Genomic DNA, 18,597 nt, shown 5'->3' with positions numbered 1-18,597 from the left:
TCCGCGGAAAGGGCCGTGCCCACCCTCTCTCGTAGCAACGCAAGGTTCCGAACCTGCTTTCAGCCTGATACGTGCGGACGCCAGGCGATCTGACGAAAGAGGTTCGTTCGCATGGACGCCATCGATTCCAAGCCGCTGCCCGCTCGTCCCAATCTCGAGCAGTACAAGAAGCAGGCCAAGGATCGTCTGAAAGCCACCCGAGCCACTGGTGAGTCCAGCTTGTCGCTGTCCGACTCGCAGCTCGCGATCGCCAGGGAGCACGGCTTCACCAGCTGGCCGAAGTTCGCCGAGCACATCGCAGGCCTGGCCGACGGGCCGACCAAGCGGTTCGAAGCCGCCGCCGACGCGATCGCCGGTGGCGATCTCGCCACACTCGAAGCCCTGCTCGACGAGGATCCCGAGCTCGTCCACCACCGGTCTGCCCGCGTACACGGCGCGACGCTGCTCCACTACGTCGCGGCGAACGGCGTCGAGCAGTATCGGCAGAAGTCGCCGCCCAACGCCGTCGAGATCGCCGACCTGTTGCTTCGGCGCGGGTCCGATCCCGATGCCACCGCCCAGATGTACAGCACTGCCGCCACCACGATGGGTCTGCTGGTCTCCAGCGTCCATCCGGCCGAGGCCGGGGTGCAGGTCGCGCTCGTCCACAAGCTCGCCGACTTCGGCGCGGCGGTCGACGACGCGCTGCTCACCGCGGTCCTGTTCCAGTACACCGGGGCGGCCGACGCACTGGTCGAACGCGGCGCCAAGGTCGACACCATCGTCACCGCGGCCGGTCTGGGACGGGAGGATCTCGTCCGCGCAATGGTCGACGAGCACGGCCGGCTGCGGCCCGACGTTCGACTGGCGCCGGTCGGCGTTCCGAAGCCGCGGCAAGACCCGCGCGGCAACCTCGAATGGGCGCTGACCTGCGCCGCCGCCCTCGGCCACGCGAGCATCGTCGACTTTCTCGCCGGCTGCGGTGTCGACCTGGCGGCGAGAGGGTTCGCCGGCTTCACCGCCCTGCACTGGGGAGCCATCAAAGCCGACCTCGCCGTGGTCGACGTCCTGCTGGCACACGGCGCGGCGCTCGACGACACCGAGAACAGCCACCACGCCACCGTGCTGTCCTGCGCACGGTGGGCCGCTGAACAAGGCTCGACCTCCGCGGACGCAGTCATCGAGCGCCTGCTGGCGGCCGGCGCGACCGCTTGATCAGCCCTGCCAACGGCTCGACCGGCTCACCCGGCGCGCAGGCCGGCACAGTGACGTGCCGGCCTGCGCGCCGGGCCGGCTCATCCGAGCCAGGGACGCTCGGCAACGAACCCCCGCCCGAGCCCACGCCCAGGACCAGCCGGCCGCCCGACAGCTGCTGCAACGTCGCCACCTGTGCCGCGAGCCACGGGACCGGCCGTAGCGGCAGGACGAGCGCGCTGAACCCGATCTTCACTCGTTCGGTCACCGCCTAGACGATCTGTTCCAAGGGGTCGCCGGTCAAGCGCGCGGCGCATGGCGCCGTTCGTGTGGGGGTGGGCACAGCCGGAGGAGGAGCCAGGAGGGGCCTCCGGCGATCGACGACAACGCAGCCAGCGTGGATGCCAGGCCTCGCGCGTCAGGCGACCCCTTGGAATAGATCGTCTAGGCCGTCGCCAGCACGAGCGCGGGCTCCAGCGTGGGTGCCGTCCCCGAGCAGCAGGTCGGGTATCCACACCGCCTCGTACCCCACCTCCTGGTCCCGGGCGGCCTGCGCCACCGTCGGCGCCCCGTCCACCGCTGTCGTCGAACGTCAAGCGGGGTTGAGGTCAAGCCGAGCCGCCCGATTAGGGTTGACGTGTGTACTTCACCGACCGCGGCATCGAGGAGCTCGCCGACCGGCGCGGCGAGGAGGGCGTCACGCTGTCCTGGCTCGCCGACCGGCTGCAGGAGTTCGTCGACCTCAACCCCGAGTTCGAGACCCCCATCGAGCGCCTGGCCACCTGGCTGGCGCGGCTCGACGACGAGGAGGAATAGACCCCAGCAGGCAGTTACGATCTTGGGTCAATCGGCAGGTATCTAGCGACATCGAGGCACAGATGTGCCAGTATGCACGGCTATCGAGATCGCGTCGTACCTGCTCTAGGAGGCATCTTTCATGAACGTCAGAAGTGCTCGGCCGTTGCGTCGCCTCGGCGCTGCCGCTGCCGCCACAGCCCTCCTCCTGGCCGGTGCGGCGTGCGGAAGCGACAAGGGCGCTGAGGTCGACGGCATCAAGATCGTCGAGAAGGACAAGCTCACCGTCTGCACCCACTTGCCCTACGCTCCGTTCCAGGACAGGGACAAGAACGACAAGAACAAGATCGTCGGCTTCGACGTCGACCTCTTGGACCTGCTGGCCAAGGACATGGGCCTGGAGCAGAAGGTCGTCAACCTCGGTGAGTGGGAGCAGGTCACCTCCGGTGCCGCGTTCAAGGCCAAGCGCTGCGACGTCGGCATGGGTGCGATGACGATCACCCCTGAGCGCCAGAAGGCGCTGACGATCTCCGACCCGTACTTCGAGGCGACCCAGGTCATGGTCGTGAAGAAGGACGCGCCGTACACGTCGTTGAAGGATCTGGCCGGCAAGAAGATCGGCGTGCAGGCCGACACGACCGGCCAGGCCTACGTCGAGGAGCAGACCAAGTCGATCCAGGGCCTGAAGGCGCCGATCAAGTTCGACGACCTGGCGATCGAGCTCAACAACGTCAAGGCCGGCAACGTCGATGCCGCCATCAACGACAACGGTGTCGTGCTCCCGTGGGTCAAGGACAACCCCGACATGAAGGTCGCGGCGTCGTTCCAGACCGACGAGCACTACGGCTTCCCCGCGGCCAAGGACGCCAACGGTGAGGCGATCGTCAAACGCCTCAACACCGTGCTCGCGAAGGCGAAGCAGGACAAGACCTACGACAAGATCTACAAGAAGTGGTTCGGCGTCGAGCCAGGGCAGCAGCTCGGATGACAGCCGTCCAGGACACCGCACCGCGACGAAAGCTGAGCCCGCGCAAGCGGGCCCAGGTTTCCCGCGCTGTTCAGTACGCCGTCCTGGTCGCGGTCGCGGTCCTCCTGATCCTGTTCGCCGACTGGGGCACCATCGGCGACGTCTTCTTCCGGCCGTCTCTGATCGTCGGCACGGTGACCAGTGGCATCGCGTACGCACTGGTCAACACGCTGATCTACACCGTAGGCGGTTTCGTTCTCGGACTGGTCGCCGGAACACTCTTCGCCCTGATGAAGCTGAGCTCGGTCGGGCCGTACCGCTGGCTCGCGACCGGCTACATCGAGTTCTTCCGCGGCCTGCCGGCGATCATCGTCTTCATGGCGTTCAACCTGCTGCCGCTCGCTCTCGGGGTGAGCGTTCCGGGCGGGACGTTCGGAACGGTGTGGTTGGCACTTGGGCTCGTCGCGGCGGCCTACATGGCCGAAACCATCCGCGCCGGGATCCAGGCGGTGCCGCGCGGACAGGTCGAGGCGGCGCGTTCGCTCGGCATGTCAGCCGGCACAGCGATGCGCAAGATCGTGCTGCCGCAGGCATTCAGGATCGTGCTGCCGCCGCTGACCAACGAGCTGATCCTGCTCGTCAAGGACTCCTCGCTGATCTACATCATCGGTGTCTCCACCGACGTCGCGCTCGGCACCATGGAGCTCACCGCGTTCGGCCGGCAAGAAGCCAACAGCGAGGCGAACCTCACGCCACTCGTGGTCGCCGGGGTCTGTTATCTACTCATCACGCTGCCGCTGTCGTTCGTCGTACGGCGGATGGAGCAGTCGGCTGGAAAGGCGCGCTGATGGCACTCGTCGAGGTCCGCGACCTCCACAAGTCCTTCGGCGACAACCACGTCCTGCGCGGCATCGACTTCATCGTCGAGACCGGCGAAGTCGTCTGCGTCATCGGGCCTTCGGGCTCGGGCAAGTCGACGTTGCTGCGCTGCGTCAACCTGCTGGAGCAGCCGCAGGCCGGGAGCGTCCACGTGTCGGGTGTGGACATCACCGACCCCGACTGCGACATCGACGCGGCACGGCGGCAGATCGGGATGGTGTTCCAGCAGTTCAACCTGTTCCCGCACCTGACCGCGCTCGCCAACTGCACGGTGGCGCAGACGACCGTACTCAAGCGGACCAACACCGAGGCGGTCCGCGTCGCGCGCGACAACCTCGACCGGGTGGGCTTGTCGGACAAGATGGCGTCGTACCCCGCGCAGCTGTCCGGCGGGCAGCAACAACGAGTGGCGATCGCCCGCGCCCTGTCGATGGACCCCGCCCTCATGCTGTTCGACGAGCCGACGTCCGCCCTCGACCCCGAACTCGTGGGCGACGTGCTGACGGTGATGCGCAAGCTCGCGGAGGACGGCATGACCATGCTCGTGGTGACCCACGAGATGGCCTTCGCCCGCGAAGTGGCCGACCGCGTCGTCTTCATGGACGCCGGCGTGATCGTCGAGCAAGGCCCGCCGGAAGAAGTGATCGGCAACCCCAGGGAAGAACGCACCCGCACCTTCCTCAAGCGCGTCCTCGACCCCACCCACGTCCAGCCGACCTAGGGCGGAGCCTCGGCCCAGTGGCGGCCGCCGCGCCGGAACTCCGGGGGGTCCGGCTCCGCGCAGTCCAGCGCGGGCGCCAGCTCAGCCACTCGCTGGCGAACGGGCCGCTGCGGGCGTCGGCCGGCTCGCTGACTCAGAGCCACCACTCGCGGACGACGAGGGTGTCGCCCTAGGCCTCGGGCGTGAGGACGACCTTGCCGAACAGGTCGCCGGACTCCATGGCGGCGAAGCCCTCTTTCGCTTCGGACAAAGGCAGTACGCGGTCGATCACCGGGCGGATGCCGTTGGTGGCACACAGGCTCAGCAGGCTCGCCAGCTCGTCCCGCGTACCCATGGTGGATCCGATGACGCGCAGCTGGAGGAAGAAGACGCGGTTCAGGTCGGCCGCCGGGCCGGGGCCGCTCGTGGCGCCGGAGCAGACGATGGTGCCGCCCGGACGCAGGGACTTCAGCGAGTGCGACCACGTGGCCTCGCCGACGGTCTCCATCACCGCGTCGACGCGGGACGGCAGGCGGACGCCGGACTCGAAGGCCGCGTCGGCGCCCAGCACCGAGACGGCTCGTTCCCGCTTCGCCTCCGACCGGCCGGTCACCCACACCCGATAGCCGGCGGCCTTGCCCAGCACGATCAGCGCCGTCGCCACGCCACCGCCGGCGCCCTGGACGAGCACGGTCGAGCCCGGCCGCAGCCCCGACTGCGTGAACAGCATGCGGTACGCCGTGAGCCACGACGTCGGCAGGCACGCGGCCTCCTCGAAGCTCAGCTCGGGAGGCTTCGGCAACAGGTTGCGCGCCGGCACCCGCACCTGAGCGGCGAACGTCCCCGGGTAACGCTCCGACAGCAGCGAACGCCGAGGGTCGAGCGTCTCGTCGCCCAGCCAGTCGGGCGAGGAGATCACCGAGTGCACGACCACCTCGTTGCCGGCCGAGTCGACCCCCGCGGCATCACAGCCGAGGACCATCGGCAGCCGGTCAGCGGGCAGCCCGACGCCACGCAAGGACCACAGGTCGTGGTGGTTGAGCGCCGCGGCCCGAACGGTGACGGTCTCCCAGTCCGCCGGCGTCTCCGATGCGGCGACCTCGCCGATCTCGAGCGCGGACAGCGGATCCTCAGCGGACTGGCGTACGGCGAAGGCGGCAAGCATGCTAGGCACCCTAGACGATCTGTTCCAGGGGGTCGCCTGACGCGCGACGCCTGGCATCCACGCTGGCTGCGTTGTCGTCGATCGCCGGAGGCCCCTCCTGGCTCCTCCTCCGCCTTCCCAGCGCGGCGCCATCCGCCGCGCGCTTGACCGGCGACCCCTTGGAACAGATCGTCTAGCCGCTCGCCGCCTCACCAAACGCAGACCGCCCAGAGCCGGTCCAGAAGCCGGCCCAAAGGTTCGAACTACAGTCGCGCCACGCCGTCCAGCCGCGCGGCCTGCGCCACCGCGGCCGAGACCGCCGGCACCACGCGGGTGTCGAACGGCGACGGGATCACCTTGTCGGCGGCCAGTTCCTCACCGACCAGTTCCGCGAGCGCGCGCGCCGCCGCGAGCTTCATGCCCTCGGTGATCGCCTTCGCCCGCACGTCCAGCGCACCCCGGAAGACGCCGGGGAACGCCAGCACGTTGTTGATCTGGTTCGGGTGGTCCGAACGCCCGGTCGCGACGACCGCCGCATGCCGCTCGGCCACAGCGGGGTCGACCTCCGGCGTCGGGTTCGCCAGCGCGAACACGATCGCGTCGTCGGCCATCGTCGAGACGACTTCCTCGGGCACCGAGCCGCCGGACACGCCGATGAACACGTCGGCCCCGGCCAGCACCGAAGCCAGCGGCCCCGACAACCCTGCGGGGTTCGTCGACTGTGCCACCGCGCGCTTGACGGGGTTGAGGTCGTCCCTCGAGGTGTGCAGCGCACCGCGCCGGTCGACGATCACCTGGTTCTCGTACCCGGACGCCAGCAGGATCGCCGACACCGCGACACCGGCGGCACCCGCGCCCGAGATCACCACGCGCACGTCACCAGGCTTACGACCGGTGAACCGCATGGCGTTCTCCAGCGCGGCGAGCACGACGATCGCCGTGCCGTGCTGGTCGTCGTGGAACACGGGGATGTCGAGCCGGTCCCGCAGCCGCCGCTCCACCTCGAAGCAGCGCGGCGCCGAGATGTCCTCGAGGTTGATGCCGCCGAACGCGGGCGCGAGCCGCGCCACGGTCTCGACGAGCTCGGAGACCTCGGTGCAGTCCAGGCAGATCGGCACGGCGTTCACGCCACCGAACTTCTTGAACAGCAGCGCCTTGCCCTCCATCACGGGCAGCGCGGCCTCCGGCCCGATGTCGCCGAGGCCGAGCACGGCGGTGCCGTCGGTGACGACGGCCACGGTGGACGACTTCCAGGTGAAGTCGTGGACGAGCTCGGGGTGCTGGGCGATCGCCGTGCACACCCGGGCGACGCCAGGCGTGTACGCGAGCGACAGGTCGTCGCGGCCGCGCACGGGCACGGCGGAGGTGACGTCCAGCTTGCCGCCGCGGTGGAACTCGAACACCGGGTCGGACTCGTCGTAGCCGGGCGTGGTGGAAGAAGAAGACAGCGATTCGACAGACATGCGGGGACCCTGGCCTGAGGTAGGTGGAAGTGAGCTTGGCTCGCAGGCCTGTCGGCCTGAACGAGATACCGAAGCGGCGACTGTCGGCGCCGGAGCCGGCGATCACTCATCGATGCGATGGGACGCGGCGTACGCCGTTACGGGGGTCGCCCGTACCGGAGCAGTCTGCCACATTCGAGTCGAGCCCGCAGACCCTGCCGGACCCACCTCCAGCCTCAGCCGGATCGACTTCGCTTCTTCAGCGACAGGCTCGGCCGTGGCCACAACCGGGCCAGGACGACGGCCTCGACGTCGGCATCTGGAATCGCTCCCACCAACCACGAGTCGACGCCCTCGGCAGGATTGTCCCGCTCCACCCACCAGCCGCCGGCCTCACGATGCGTTGCCCGCTTCACCGACAGCGGCCGATCCGGCAGCCGTACGACCACCAGCGCTCCGGCCCGGGGCACGGCGCCGTACCTCACCAGGAGCCGATCGCCTTCCCGCAGGGTCGGCAGCATCGAACGGCCACGCACGACCGCCAAACCGATCGCTCCGTGAATCGGTTGCCGTGGCATTGATCACCCATGCTCATTCCGGGGTACGGCCAGGAGTAGTTTTCTACGAAGAGAAGACAAATCTAGACACAGGTAAGCGAAGAAGGGACCACGGATGCTTTCGCGTCTGTTCGCTCCGACCGTCGACGTCTCCGCCCACTGCGACCTGCCCTGTGGCGTCTACGACCCCGCACAGGCTCGCATCGAAGCACAATCGGTCAAGGCGATCGCCGAAAAGATCAACGCCAGCGACGACGCGGACTTCCGCGCCCGCGCCATCCTCATCAAGGAGCAGCGCTCCGAGCTGGTGAAGCACCACCTCTGGGTGCTCTGGACCGACTACTTCAAGCCGCCGCACTTCGAGAAGTACCCCCAGCTGCACCAGTTGGTCAACGAGGCCACCAAGCTGGCGGGCGCCGGCGGCACCAAGGGCAGCAACGACGTGGCGACCGCCGACCAGTTGCTCGCGAAGATCGACGAGATCGCGGAGATCTTCTGGGAGACCAAGAAGGCGTCCTGACCGCCGCTGTCGTCTCGCGAACGAGCTTCGCACCGAACGCGTCTCGCTCCTCGGACATACCCGAGGGGCGGGACGCGTTTGGCTTGTCCGGTTCGTCCCGGCATACTCTGACAGTAAGTGATCGACACGCTACGAAACGCTCGGATGGCAGACGCCTCGCACGTGCAAGAGGTAGCCTGCGGCGAGACAGCAGGCCATAAAGGCCCAGTAAAGGGAGGCACACGAAGGTGACCGACGACCAGCACATCGTTGAGCTGAAGGTCCCGGCCCTGAGCGCCTACGTGTCGGTGCTGCGCACGACTGCCGCGGCACTGGCCGCCCGCTTGGACTTCACGATCGACGAGATCGAGGACCTGCGGATCGCCGTCGACGAGGCCAGTGCGCTGCTGCTCGCCCAGGCGACCTCCGGATCGTCGCTGACCTGCCGATTCGCACTCAGCGGGCAGGTGCTCACGACCTCGGTCAGCGCGCAGTCACGCAAGCCCCACGTTCCGCCCGAGGACTCCTTCGCGTGGACCGTGCTCACCGCCCTGGCCGGCCCGATCGAGGCCACGATCGACGAGGCCGACTCGCGGGTCTCGCTGACGCTGACCAAGCGCGCCGAGGCTGTCCGCATGCCCGACGCCGAGGTCCACTCGCTGCACGCGCGTTCCGGTGGTGCCGGCGCCGAGATCGACGAGGCTGTCGAAGCCGCCGAGGGCCGCAAGACCACGCAGAGTGGCGAAGGCGCCGGCATCGAAACCCGCGCGGCGGAGCAGTGATGGACCAGTCCGCGATCAAAGACCCTGGAACGGCGATGGAAGTGCGGCCGGACGGGGGATCCGAAGTCCAACCGGAACCACCCAAGCTCAACGGCGCCGCGGCCACCCGGGCGCTCACTCGCGAGCTGTTCGAGAAGCTCGGAAAGCTCACCCCCGAAGACCCTGCGCGCAGCGGCATCCGAGACCACCTGGTCGAGATGCACCTGCCGCTGGTCGAGCACCTCGCCCGCCGGTTCCGCAACCGCGGCGAGCCGCTCGACGACCTCATCCAGGTCGGCACGATCGGCTTGATCAAATCCGTCGACCGGTTCGACTCCGAGCGCGGTGTCGAGTTCTCCACTTATGCCACCCCCACGATCGTCGGCGAGCTGAAAAGGCATTTCCGCGACCGTGGCTGGGCGATCCGGGTGCCACGCCGGCTGCAGGAGCTGCGGTTGTCGCTGGCGTCCGCGACGGGCGATCTCACCCAGGAGCTCGGCCGCTCCCCCACGGTCGCCGAGCTGTCGGTCAAGCTCGGCGTCCGCGAGGAAGAGGTGCTGGAGGGCCTGGAGTCGGCCAACGCCTACAGCACGCTCTCGCTCGACGCCCCTGATCAGGGGCACGACGACGCCCCGGCGGTCGTCGACTCGCTCGGCAGCGAGGACGACGCGCTGGAGGGTGTGGAGTACCGCGAGGCGCTGCGACCCTTGCTGGCCCAGCTGCAAGAGCGCGAAAAGCGGATCTTGTTGCTGCGATTCTTCAGCGGAATGACCCAATCTCAGATCGCCGAAGAAGTCGGTATCTCGCAAATGCACGTATCCCGGCTATTGGCCCGGACATTGGCTCAACTACGCGAACGGCTGCTGTCCGACTAACCATTTCCCGGTTCGGTTCGTTATCTCACCGGCGCATTTCGACAGGGTCGGAGTGCGCGGATTAGCCGCATCTGAGCCCGGTCGCGCCTGCGTACGTACGGTGACGATCAGTGCGGCCAGCGCCACGTGATCATGAGCCGGCGGTCGCCGGTTGCCTGCCCGCCGACGGCCGGGACGACGTGGAGTTCACGACGCGCGAATCGGTGGCCGAGCGGCTGCTCAGTCGGCCGCTGCCACGCTCCGGCCGCCTGGGGCCGGGAGCCGGCGATGCCGATGTGGCCAGTTTCCGGCACCGGCGATGGCCGGGCGTTCAGTGGCAGATACCATCTCCGAAAGGCGTTGGGAAGCCCTGCCGTTCGGATACACGGAACCGGTCACGGACCGTCATCAAGGCCCGGACTTGGCGGTCACTTCCTAACGAGGATGACAGCCGGTGAGTGACGTACCCGTGCTGTGATCTAACTGACACCAACTTTTGGGTGCTTAGACCCCGAAAGGGTCTTGTGCATCGCTGGCATAGTTGAAAGCATGGTGCCCGCAGAGAGGTGCCGCGCCTGACCGGCTGCGGCGCCGGGGGCTGACGCAGCGATCGCACACCGTGTGGACGCAGCCAAACTGGATCGATCTGAGGAGTCTCTCAGGTCCTACCTGGTGACGTTGGCATGTCCTCGCGCGATGGATCGTGAAAGTGTTCACACAGCAAAAGCTAATTCCAAACATCCGCATAGAGCGTGGGCGGCTGGGTCCGCACGCGCCGAACGCAAGGAGTGAGACGTTGATGGACTGGCGCCACCAGGCCGCCTGCCGGGACGAAGACCCTGAACTGTTCTTCCCGATTGGGAACACAGGGCCTGCGCTCCTGCAGATTGAGGAGGCCAAGGCGGTCTGCCGTCGTTGCGAAGTCGTCGACCTTTGTCTGCAGTGGTCCCTTGAGTCCGGCCAGGACGCCGGTGTCTGGGGTGGCATGAGCGAGGACGAGCGACGGGCTCTCAAGCGGCGTGCCGCTCGGTCCCGTGCTCGAATTATCTGACCTGAACCCCTCGCTGTAAGGCGTACTCACCTACGTACGCGAAAGCAAAGCTCCCAAAGACCCCTGCCGGGTGGCGCAGGGGTCTTTGTACGTCCGGAGTCTGGACTCGGCCGTCTCAGACTCCGAACGTCCTGCGCGGATAGGCCGCCTCGGGATCGGTGATCACGTTCACCAGATACGGCACATCCGCCCGGAACGCCCGCTCCAACGCCGGACCCAACTCGGCCGGGCGCCGCACGGTCTCACCCGCCCCACCCAGCGCACGCACGATCGCGTCGTACTCCACATCCGCCGACAGCTCCGCCGCCACGTCATAGCCGTACAGCATCCGCATCGGATGCTTCTCCAGGCCCCAGCAGCCGTTGTTCGCCAGCACCATCACCACCGGCAGCCGATGCCTGACCAACGTGTCGACATCCAGCAACGACATGCCCGCGGCACCATCACCCAGCAACAACACGACCCGCGCCGAGGGCCGAGCCAGCCGCGCCGCGATCGCCGCGCCGAGGCCGGCGCCCAGGCAGCCGTACGGACCCGGGTCGAGCCAGCCGCCCGGTCGCATCGGTTCGACGAACCGGCCGGCGAACGACACGAAGTCACCGCCGTCGCCGATCACCACGGCGTCGTCCGCCAGCATCGGGAGCAGGTCGCCGTAGATCCGGGCCGGGTGGATCGGGTCGGCGTCGGACGCCAGGAGGTCGGCGTCCTTCGCGATCGCCAGCTCGTTGGCGCCCCGCAGTTCGGCAGCCCAGTTCGACCAGTCGGGGTGCCGCAGCTGCTGGTTCCAGGCGTGCACCAGTCCGGTCAGCAACAGCTCGAGCGATCCCGCCGCCGACCCGGCCAGCTCGACGTGCGCCGCCAGCTGTTCGGGGGCGTCGGCGAGATGGACGACCCGGGCCGCCGGTGCGCCGTCCTGGCCGCCGAACGCGCCGTATCCGAGCCGGAAGTCCAGCGGAGTGCCGGCGACGATCACGAGGTCGGCTCGGCCGAGTGCCAGACCGCGGACGCGGTTGGTCAGCAACGGGTGCCGGGCCGGCAGCACGCCTCGGCCCATACCGTTGGTGATCGTCGGGATGCCGAGCTCCTCGACGGCATCCAGCGCGGCGTTCTCCGCGCCGTCCAGCCAGACGTCGGAGCCGACGATCAGCACCGGCTGCCGCGCCTCGCAGAGCAGCGCCGCGATCTCGGCGAGCGCGTCGCCGTCCGGCTCGCGAGCCCCCGGGGAAGCAGCGGCAGGCACCTCCGCGACCACCCGGCCGTAGAGCTCGTCCATCGGCACGTCCAGGAACACCGGTCCGCGATGTGCCGACCCCGCCAGCGCGAACGCCTCACCGACCGCCGCCGGGATCTCGCCCACCTTCCCGACCGTCCGGGCGAGCTTCGTGACGGGCTCGAGCAGCGGCGGATGGTCGAGCTCCTGCAGGCTGCCGCGCCCCCAGCTCCCGTTGGACGCACGCCCGCCGAGTACGACGAGCGGCGAGCCGGTCTTGGAGGCCTGGGTGATCGCGCTGATCCCGTTGGTGACGCCCGGACCGGCGGTGACCACGGCCAGCCCGGGCGTCCGGGTCAGCTTCCCGGTCGCCTCGGCCGCGAACACCGCGGTCTGCTCGTGCCGCGTGTCGACCAGCCGCATCGGCGCGTCGGCGGGCCGGTCCTTGCCGCCGACCGCCGCGTCGTACAGGGGAAAGACGTGTGCGCCGGACAGGGTGAACATCGTGTCGACGCCGTACGCGCGGGCGGCCTCGACCGCCAGCTCTCCCCCGTGCCGCTCGTGCTGCTGATCTTCCATGGCGAGAGAAGTTACCGGCCACACGACGAAGCCGCACAGTGAAACCTCAGTCGGGAACGGAATACCGCCACGCGCGGGTCCGCCGCAGGACGCGAAGCAGCACCAGCATCAGGTCGGCGCGGACCCGCGGCGGCCGCCGGAAGAGATCGGCGTCCTGCGTCGACTCGCCCCCACGTACGCCGAGCGCCAGCTGGAGATGCAGCTCACGCAGGAAGCTCGCGGTGTTGAACGCGACGGCCGACGGCCACTCCGGAGCAGTGAGCTGGCCTTCGGCCTGCTCCGGGAGGGCCAGCGCGACGGCCAGCCGTTCGACCCAGGGCTCGAGCAGCTCGATCGTGATCAGGTTGCGGTGGAGCACGGTCATCACCGCGAACGCCAGCCGGTCGTCCTCGCCGTGGGTCAGGCGATAGTCGGTCGGCGTGAGCAGCCGGTCGGCCACGACATCGAGCAGGACGGTCAGCTCGAGCTTGCCGAAGTGCTGCGACCGGGCCAGTGCCGCCACCAGGTCGGCGCCGTGGGCGATCGCGTGCGCCCAGCCGCGGTCCTCGACGTATCCGCGCAGATCCCGCTCGCGTACGAGCCAGGAGGCCGCTCGATCGCCCCAGCGGAACACCGCGTCGGAGTGGACGACGCGGGCGACCTGCTCGCGCAGGGCGGTCTCGGCGAGCAGCAGCGCGCAGAACGAGCGGCGGAACACCGAGTCGGTGCCGTCCTCGCCCAGGCCGATGAACAGGCCCTCCGCGATGCCGTCGCCGAAGCCCGTCAGCAGGTCGTCGTAGACGCCTTCGCCGATCCAGGTCGCGAGCACGGGATAGGCCAAGCCGTCACGGACGTCGGGGTCGGGATCGCCCAGCATGCGGACAAGCTCAGTGGTCAGGTCGTCGAGCGGGCGGTCTTCGGGCAGCCGAAAACCGCTGGCGCGGACCCGTTCCCAATACCCTGAGGTGACCCCCACGGCGGCAATCTTTCCAGATCGGACCAGTCTTCGTGTGCGCAGGCCGGGAGATACGCTCACGGCGTGCATTCTTTGGACGACGTCGTACGCAGCCACACCGATCTGCCCGAGGAAGACCAGGAGTGGCTGCACCGCCTGGTCGCGGAGTGGCAGCTGCTGGCCGACCTGTGCTTCGCCGACCTCGTGCTGTGGGTTCCAGATCGTGACCTGCGGGGATACTGGGTCGGCGCGCAGATGCGCCCCACCACCGGGCCGACCGCGCACGTCGAGGACCTGGTCGGCACCTACGGCCGGGTCGGAGAGCGGCCGCTGGTCGACCAGGCGTTCACGCAGGGTCGGATCTGCCGCGAGGGCGACCCCGAACTACGCGACGCCGTCCCGCCCAGGTTCGAGGCGATTCCGGTGCGCCGGGCCGACCAGGTGCTCGGGGTGATCACCCGGACGACGACGGCCCGCTCGTTGCGCACGCCCAGCCGGCTGGAGCTGACGTACCTCGACACGGCCGCGAACCTGGCTCAGATGATCTGCGAGGGGCGGTTTCCGCCTCCGGGCGATCCGGTCGACCTCGACTCCTCCCCGCGGGTGGGTGACGGGCTGATCCGGCTCGACACCAAGGGCGTGGTGAGCTACGCCAGTCCGAACGCGCAGTCGGGCTATCGGCGGCTCGGGCTGTCGGACGACCTGATCGGGCGGCACCTGGGCATGGCCACGACCTCCCTGGCGCCGCCGTCGGCGCGGCCGGTAGCGGAAGCGACGACGGTGCAGTTGTCCGGCCGGATGCCGCGCCAGGTCGAGGTCGAGAACGCCGCGGCGACGCTGAACCTGCGGGTGATTCCGTTGGTGGCCAAGCGGACTCACGTCGGCGCGCTGGTGCTGCTGCGCGACGTCACCGACCTCCGCCGCCGCGAGCGCGAGCTGCTCACCAAGGACGCCACGATCCGCGAGATCCACCACCGCGTCAAGAACAACCTGCAGACGGTCGCGGCGCTGCTGCGGTTGCAGGCGCGCCGCGTCGGGCCGGGTGACGCACGAGCGGCCCTGGAGGACTCCGTACGCCGGGTCGGCTCGATCGCGATCGTCCACGAGACCTTGTCGCAGGGCTTCGACGAGCATGTCGACTTCGACCAGGTGGCGGATCGACTGCTGTCGATGGTGGTCGAGATGTCGGTCGCCGACGCCCGCGTGACCACTCGCCGTCTCGGCGACTTCGGCATGCTCGAGTCCGAGACCGCTACTCCCCTTGCCCTGGTGATCACCGAGGTGGTGCAGAACGCCGCGCAGCATGGGCTCGGCGGCGCCGGCGGGACGATCGAGCTGACGGTCGAACGCGGGCCGGCCAAGCGCCGCAACGGTGGCAAGGCCGGCGGCGGTGAGAGCCTGAGGGTCTCCGTTGCCGACAACGGCAAAGGACTGCCTGAAGGGTTCGACGCCGAGACGACCGGCCGGCTGGGCCTGCAGATCGTTCGTACGTTGGTCGAGAGCGAGCTCGGCGGGCAGTTCTCGATCGGCCCGGTAGCCGACGGGCCGGGGACACAAGCCGTGATCGACCTGCCGCAGCGCAGCTGAGCGCCCTTCCGCGCGTTGCTACCGGCCACCTTTCGAAACAGAGCTGGCGGTGTCGCCACAGCGTCGATCTGTAGGTGAACCGGGCCGGATTGCGTTGGATGGAACTTCCGCCAGGGCCGGGATGGCTGGATAGTTCCTGCCAGGAGGCTTGATGCGTTATACGAGATTGGGCGGATCTGGATTGAAGGTCTCCCGGATCTGCCTGGGAATGATGAGCTACGGGAACCACGCGGAGCGCGTATGGCACTTGGACGAGAGTGCGGCCGAGCCCATCGTTCGTCGTGCTGTCGAGGAAGGCGTGACGTTCTTCGACACCGCCGACATGTACGACCGCGGCGCCACCGAGGAGGTCACCGCACGTCTGCTCGGCAAGCTCTTCGCTCGCCGCGACGACTATGTCCTTGCCACCAAGGTGTTCTTCCCCATGGGTCCCGGGGTCAACGATGGTGGATTGTCGCGCAAGCACATTCTCTCCGCTGTGGACGATTCACTCCGGCGGCTCGGCACTGACTACATCGATCTGTACCAGATCCACCGATGGGACTACGAGACACCGATCGAGGAGACCATGCAGGCTCTGCACGAGATCGTGCAAGCCGGCAAGGCCCGCTACATCGGGGCATCCAGCATGTTCGCCTGGCAGTTCGCCAAGGCACAGCACAACGCGCCGACACCTTTCGTGTCGATGCAGAACCACTACAACCTCGTCTACCGAGAAGAAGAACGCGAAATGATCCCGCTCTGCCAGGATCTCGGTGTTGGCGTCATTCCCTACAGCCCACTCGCCCGCGGGCTGCTGGCGGGCTCACGAGAACGCGGCGGCGGCTCGCAGACCACACGCGCCGGCAACGACCCGCTCGCTGACAAGATGTACCAGGAGATCGACTTCGACGTGGTGGATGCGGTCCGGTCGGTCGCCGGCGCGCGTGCCGTTCCACCCGCGCAGATCGCACTGGCCTGGCTGCTGGCCCGGCCAGGCGTGGTCTCCCCCGTCGTCGGCGCGACCAAGGTCGCCCACGTCGAGGACGCGATCGCGGCCCTCGATCTCACGTTGGACGGTGCCGAAACGGCGCGCCTCGAGGCGCCCTATCAGCCACATCCGGTCCTCGGCCACCACTGACCACGGCAGCGAGAACCTCCGCGTTCGCTGGTCACCGGCACTATGCTCGTCGCGGCTTCGCAACCACAGTCGAGCGCGGCAACAGGAAGTGAGCCATGGACTCTGTGCGATCCAAGGACGGCACGCGAATCGCGTACGAGCGGCAGGGCGGCGGCCCGCCCGTCATCCTCGCGACCGGTGCACTCGACGACGGTGCTGAGAACGCCCCGCTCGCGGCCGAACTGGCCGCGTCGTTCACCACCTACAACTACAACCGCAGGGGCCGGGGCGCGAGTGGCGACACCCCGCCGTACTCTCTCCAGCGCGAGATCGAGGACCTCGCCGCGTTGATCGCCGAGGCCGGCGAAACGGCCAACCTGTACGGCGTTTCGTCCGGTGGTGCGCTGGTCCTGGAGGCCGCGGCCGCCGGCCTGCCGGTCGGAAAGGTCGCGGTGTACGAGGTGCCGTATCTCGTCGATCCGGCGATGCGGCAGCAGGCGGAGGCGTACGCCGAACAGCTGCGGTCCGTACTCGCCGAGCATCGGCACGCAGACGCCCTCGAGCTCTTCATGCGGCTCGCCGGTTCTCCCGACGAACAGATCGAAGCGGCCAAACGCTCGGAATACTGGCCCGGCCTGCTCGAGCTCGCCCCCACCCTGGCCTACGACGCCGCCTGCTCGCGCAACTACAAGCCCGCGCTCGAGGTTCTCGCGCGGATCCGGCAACCCACACTGGTCGCCACCGGGGGAACTGTGGACTACTTCGAGTCAGCCGCGGACGTCCTGGCCGCCACGGTCCCGAACGCGGAACGACTCGTACTCGAAGGCCAGGGGCACGTCGCCGACCCGAAGGCGGTCGTTCCTGTCCTCGAACGATTCTTCACCCAACCGGAGGTCCGGTCCGCGCCCTCCGGGCTGTGATCCAGTGTGGTTGGGTGCCAGGTTCACGGGTAGCCGCCGAATATGACTACACAGGCAGGGACGCAGCGCAAGCGACTCGTGTGGCTCATCACCGGAACCTCTTCCGGGTTCGGGCGCGCGCTGGCCGAGGCAGTGCTCGACCGCGGCGACGCCGTGATCGCGGCGGCGCGCGACCCCCGTCGAGTCACCGAACTGGTCGAGCGTCATCGAGGACGAGCGATCGCCGTCCAACTCGACGTGACCCGACCTGAGGACGCGGATGCCGCCGTAGAAGCAGGCATCGATTCGTTCGAACGAATCGACGTCGTGGTAAACGCCGCGGGGTACGGTCTGTTCGGTGCGCTGGAGGAGCTTTCGCTCGACCAGTGGCGCCGGCAGTTCGAGACCAACGTGTTCGGCCCGCTCAACGTGACCCGGGCGGCGCTGCCGCAGTTGCGGAAACAGAGATCCGGGCACATCGTGCAGTTTTCGTCGCTGGACGGTGTAGCGCCCGCTCTACCCGGCGAGGCCGCCTACGCTGCCAGCAAGTTCGCGCTGGAAGGGCTCTCGGAAGTCCTGGCCAAGGAAGTCGCCCATCTCGGCCTCAAGGTCACGATCGTCGAACCCGGACCGTTCCGGACCGCTTTCGCCGCCGGCGCCACCGCGAACGCCGTCGAGATCGACGACTACCAGGAAAGCGTCGGCGAGGCACTGCGCTGGTTCGAGCAGATCGCGGGCAGCCAGCCCGGCGATCCGTCGAAGGCTGCCGCCGCGATCATCGCCGCCGTCGACGCCGCGGATCCGCCGCTGCGGCTGCCGCTCGGCCAGGAGGCGTACGAGATGATCCGTACCAAGCTGGACGACCAGCGACGGGAACTGGACGCCGTTGCGGGCCCGCGAACCACCGGCACCGCCTTCGCCGAAGGCCGTGGCGACACCGCTGGCTGATCGAGGCCCGCCTTCGTAAAGTAGAAGAATGGCCCGTCGAAGGACAACACCCGGGCGTGCGTACGAACACAAGGACGTCGACGAGATCGACCTCCGGATCCTGGGTGAGCTTCAACTCAACGCCCGGGTGAGCGTCGCGGAGCTGAGCCGGCGCGTTGGCCTGTCCGCGCCGGCCATCGCCGAACGCGTGCGGCGGATGGAGGAGTCCGGAGTCATCACCGGCTACCACGCCGAGATCAGCCCCGAGGCCGTCGGATTCCCGATCACGCTTCTGGTCCGAATCCGGCCCCACGCCCACGAACTCCCCCGTATCCCGAAGATCGCCCGGGACGTCCCGGAGATCGTCGAGTGCTACCGCATGACCGGCGACGACTGTTACTACTTCACCATGCACCTGCGCACCGTCGACCAGCTCGAGCCCATCCTCGACCGCTTCACGCCGTACGGACGCACGACGACCTCGCTCATCCAGTCGGCGCCCGTCCCCCGCCGCCCGCTCCCACTCCGCCCTTGAGAGGA

General features: G+C 68.5%; 20 protein-coding genes. 14 read left to right on the top strand and 6 right to left on the bottom strand.

Annotated features, from left to right (window positions below; genetic code table 11):
• The first annotated feature begins 111 nt into the window (after window positions 1-111).
• Window positions 112-1,194 (top strand): hypothetical protein, encoded by a 1,083-nt coding sequence (locus ACYVF6_RS18765; RefSeq protein ID WP_460522954.1) that lies wholly within the window; start codon window positions 112-114, stop codon window positions 1,192-1,194.
• Here the strand turns inward: ACYVF6_RS18765 and ACYVF6_RS18760 are convergent.
• On the bottom strand, window positions 1,157-1,441 hold the full coding sequence (locus ACYVF6_RS18760) for an LLM class flavin-dependent oxidoreductase (RefSeq protein WP_460522952.1): 285 nt from the start codon (window positions 1,439-1,441) through the stop codon (window positions 1,157-1,159). The genes ACYVF6_RS18765 and ACYVF6_RS18760 overlap by 38 nt on opposite strands.
• 371 nt (window positions 1,442-1,812) lie before the next feature.
• Between ACYVF6_RS18760 and ACYVF6_RS18755 the strand changes: the two genes are divergently transcribed.
• From ACYVF6_RS18755 to ACYVF6_RS18740, 4 genes are all read left to right on the top strand, one after another.
• Complete coding sequence (locus ACYVF6_RS18755) at window positions 1,813-1,989, top strand: DUF6104 family protein (RefSeq protein WP_460522950.1); 177 nt, start codon at window positions 1,813-1,815, stop codon at window positions 1,987-1,989.
• Between the two features lie 121 nt (window positions 1,990-2,110).
• Window positions 2,111-2,956 (top strand): ABC transporter substrate-binding protein, encoded by an 846-nt coding sequence (locus ACYVF6_RS18750; RefSeq protein ID WP_460522948.1) that lies wholly within the window; start codon window positions 2,111-2,113, stop codon window positions 2,954-2,956.
• Entirely contained in the window at window positions 2,953-3,783 is an 831-nt protein-coding gene (locus tag ACYVF6_RS18745; RefSeq protein WP_460522946.1) for an amino acid ABC transporter permease, read from the top strand. The genes ACYVF6_RS18750 and ACYVF6_RS18745 overlap by 4 nt, the downstream gene beginning before the upstream one ends.
• Complete coding sequence (locus ACYVF6_RS18740) at window positions 3,783-4,535, top strand: amino acid ABC transporter ATP-binding protein (RefSeq protein ID WP_460522944.1); 753 nt, start codon at window positions 3,783-3,785, stop codon at window positions 4,533-4,535. Before ACYVF6_RS18745 ends, ACYVF6_RS18740 begins: the two co-directional genes overlap by 1 nt.
• Before the next feature lie 169 nt (window positions 4,536-4,704).
• Here ACYVF6_RS18740 and ACYVF6_RS18735 read toward each other — a convergent pair whose 3' ends face one another.
• The 3 genes from ACYVF6_RS18735 to ACYVF6_RS18725 all read right to left on the bottom strand — a co-directional run bounded on the left by ACYVF6_RS18735 (window position 4,705) and on the right by ACYVF6_RS18725 (window position 7,636).
• Window positions 4,705-5,679 carry an MDR/zinc-dependent alcohol dehydrogenase-like family protein gene (locus ACYVF6_RS18735; RefSeq protein WP_460522942.1) on the bottom strand — a complete coding sequence of 325 codons (975 nt, stop codon included), beginning with the start codon at window positions 5,677-5,679 and terminating at the stop codon, window positions 4,705-4,707.
• Between the two features lie 242 nt (window positions 5,680-5,921).
• Window positions 5,922-7,121: an NAD(P)-dependent malic enzyme gene (locus ACYVF6_RS18730; protein WP_460522940.1), complete on the bottom strand. Its 1,200-nt coding sequence runs from the start codon at window positions 7,119-7,121 to the stop codon at window positions 5,922-5,924.
• A gap of 215 nt (window positions 7,122-7,336) precedes the next feature.
• Window positions 7,337-7,636, bottom strand: a complete 300-nt coding sequence (locus tag ACYVF6_RS18725; protein ID WP_460523113.1) for a S24 family peptidase — start codon at window positions 7,634-7,636, stop codon at window positions 7,337-7,339.
• Window positions 7,637-7,772: 136 nt separating this feature from the next.
• Here ACYVF6_RS18725 and sodN point away from each other — a divergent pair, with 136 nt between their 5' ends.
• From sodN to ACYVF6_RS18705, 4 genes are all read left to right on the top strand, one after another.
• Window positions 7,773-8,177, top strand: a complete 405-nt coding sequence (gene sodN / locus ACYVF6_RS18720) for a superoxide dismutase, Ni (RefSeq protein WP_460522938.1) — start codon at window positions 7,773-7,775, stop codon at window positions 8,175-8,177.
• Window positions 8,178-8,404: 227 nt separating this feature from the next.
• Window positions 8,405-8,938: an ATP-binding protein gene (locus tag ACYVF6_RS18715; RefSeq protein ID WP_460522936.1), complete on the top strand. Its 534-nt coding sequence runs from the start codon at window positions 8,405-8,407 to the stop codon at window positions 8,936-8,938.
• Window positions 8,938-9,792, top strand: a complete 855-nt coding sequence (locus tag ACYVF6_RS18710) for an RNA polymerase sigma factor SigF (protein WP_460522934.1) — start codon at window positions 8,938-8,940, stop codon at window positions 9,790-9,792. Before ACYVF6_RS18715 ends, ACYVF6_RS18710 begins: the two co-directional genes overlap by 1 nt.
• A gap of 778 nt (window positions 9,793-10,570) precedes the next feature.
• Window positions 10,571-10,822, top strand: coding sequence for a WhiB family transcriptional regulator (locus ACYVF6_RS18705; RefSeq protein ID WP_460522932.1), 252 nt, complete (start codon window positions 10,571-10,573; stop codon window positions 10,820-10,822).
• Between the two features lie 115 nt (window positions 10,823-10,937).
• Here the strand turns inward: ACYVF6_RS18705 and ACYVF6_RS18700 are convergent, their stop codons facing one another.
• Window positions 10,938-12,611: an acetolactate synthase gene (locus tag ACYVF6_RS18700; protein ID WP_460522930.1), complete on the bottom strand. Its 1,674-nt coding sequence runs from the start codon at window positions 12,609-12,611 to the stop codon at window positions 10,938-10,940.
• Between the two features lie 46 nt (window positions 12,612-12,657).
• Window positions 12,658-13,566 (bottom strand): DUF2785 domain-containing protein, encoded by a 909-nt coding sequence (locus ACYVF6_RS18695; RefSeq protein ID WP_460522928.1) that lies wholly within the window; start codon window positions 13,564-13,566, stop codon window positions 12,658-12,660.
• A 63-nt stretch (window positions 13,567-13,629) separates the two neighbouring features.
• Here ACYVF6_RS18695 and ACYVF6_RS18690 point away from each other — a divergent pair, with 63 nt between their 5' ends.
• The 5 genes from ACYVF6_RS18690 (at window position 13,630) to ACYVF6_RS18670 (ending at window position 18,592) form a co-directional block, all read left to right on the top strand.
• On the top strand, window positions 13,630-15,132 hold the full coding sequence (locus tag ACYVF6_RS18690) for a sensor histidine kinase (RefSeq protein WP_460522926.1): 1,503 nt from the start codon (window positions 13,630-13,632) through the stop codon (window positions 15,130-15,132).
• A gap of 151 nt (window positions 15,133-15,283) precedes the next feature.
• Window positions 15,284-16,252 carry an aldo/keto reductase gene (locus tag ACYVF6_RS18685; RefSeq protein WP_460522924.1) on the top strand — a complete coding sequence of 323 codons (969 nt, stop codon included), beginning with the start codon at window positions 15,284-15,286 and terminating at the stop codon, window positions 16,250-16,252.
• Window positions 16,253-16,347: 95 nt separating this feature from the next.
• The gene (locus ACYVF6_RS18680) at window positions 16,348-17,151 is read left to right on the top strand and encodes an alpha/beta fold hydrolase (RefSeq protein WP_460522922.1); all 804 of its coding nucleotides are present in this window, start codon (window positions 16,348-16,350) and stop codon (window positions 17,149-17,151) included.
• A 42-nt stretch (window positions 17,152-17,193) separates the two neighbouring features.
• Complete coding sequence (locus ACYVF6_RS18675; RefSeq protein WP_460522920.1) at window positions 17,194-18,078, top strand: Rossmann-fold NAD(P)-binding domain-containing protein; 885 nt, start codon at window positions 17,194-17,196, stop codon at window positions 18,076-18,078.
• Between the two features lie 28 nt (window positions 18,079-18,106).
• A complete protein-coding gene (locus ACYVF6_RS18670) occupies window positions 18,107-18,592 on the top strand; it encodes an Lrp/AsnC family transcriptional regulator (protein WP_460522918.1) in 486 nt (161 codons plus the stop codon).
• The last annotated feature ends 5 nt before the right edge of the window (window positions 18,593-18,597 follow it).

It is taken from the genome of Flindersiella endophytica, from assembly GCF_054779015.1.
Note: the sequence above shows the minus strand (reverse complement) of the source record. Positions and strands in the feature narration are given on the sequence as shown.

Excerpts from the sequence above, each read along its gene's own strand:
- ACYVF6_RS18740 (WP_460522944.1), top strand. The coding sequence starts at position 3,783 with ATGGCACTCGTCGAGGTCCGCGACCTCCACAAGTCCTTCGGCGACAAC.
- ACYVF6_RS18670 (WP_460522918.1), top strand. The coding sequence starts at position 18,107 with ATGGCCCGTCGAAGGACAACACCCGGGCGTGCGTACGAACACAAGGAC.
- ACYVF6_RS18750 (WP_460522948.1), top strand. The coding sequence starts at position 2,111 with ATGAACGTCAGAAGTGCTCGGCCGTTGCGTCGCCTCGGCGCTGCCGCT.
- ACYVF6_RS18675 (WP_460522920.1), top strand. The coding sequence starts at position 17,194 with ATGACTACACAGGCAGGGACGCAGCGCAAGCGACTCGTGTGGCTCATC.
- ACYVF6_RS18700 (WP_460522930.1), bottom strand. The coding sequence starts at position 12,611 with ATGGAAGATCAGCAGCACGAGCGGCACGGGGGAGAGCTGGCGGTCGAG.
- ACYVF6_RS18685 (WP_460522924.1), top strand. The coding sequence starts at position 15,284 with ATGCGTTATACGAGATTGGGCGGATCTGGATTGAAGGTCTCCCGGATC.
- ACYVF6_RS18745 (WP_460522946.1), top strand. The coding sequence starts at position 2,953 with ATGACAGCCGTCCAGGACACCGCACCGCGACGAAAGCTGAGCCCGCGC.
- ACYVF6_RS18710 (WP_460522934.1), top strand. The coding sequence starts at position 8,938 with ATGGACCAGTCCGCGATCAAAGACCCTGGAACGGCGATGGAAGTGCGG.
- ACYVF6_RS18730 (WP_460522940.1), bottom strand. The coding sequence starts at position 7,121 with ATGTCTGTCGAATCGCTGTCTTCTTCTTCCACCACGCCCGGCTACGAC.
- sodN (WP_460522938.1), top strand. The coding sequence starts at position 7,773 with ATGCTTTCGCGTCTGTTCGCTCCGACCGTCGACGTCTCCGCCCACTGC.
- ACYVF6_RS18735 (WP_460522942.1), bottom strand. The coding sequence starts at position 5,679 with ATGCTTGCCGCCTTCGCCGTACGCCAGTCCGCTGAGGATCCGCTGTCC.
- ACYVF6_RS18680 (WP_460522922.1), top strand. The coding sequence starts at position 16,348 with ATGGACTCTGTGCGATCCAAGGACGGCACGCGAATCGCGTACGAGCGG.
- ACYVF6_RS18705 (WP_460522932.1), top strand. The coding sequence starts at position 10,571 with ATGGACTGGCGCCACCAGGCCGCCTGCCGGGACGAAGACCCTGAACTG.
- ACYVF6_RS18765 (WP_460522954.1), top strand. The coding sequence starts at position 112 with ATGGACGCCATCGATTCCAAGCCGCTGCCCGCTCGTCCCAATCTCGAG.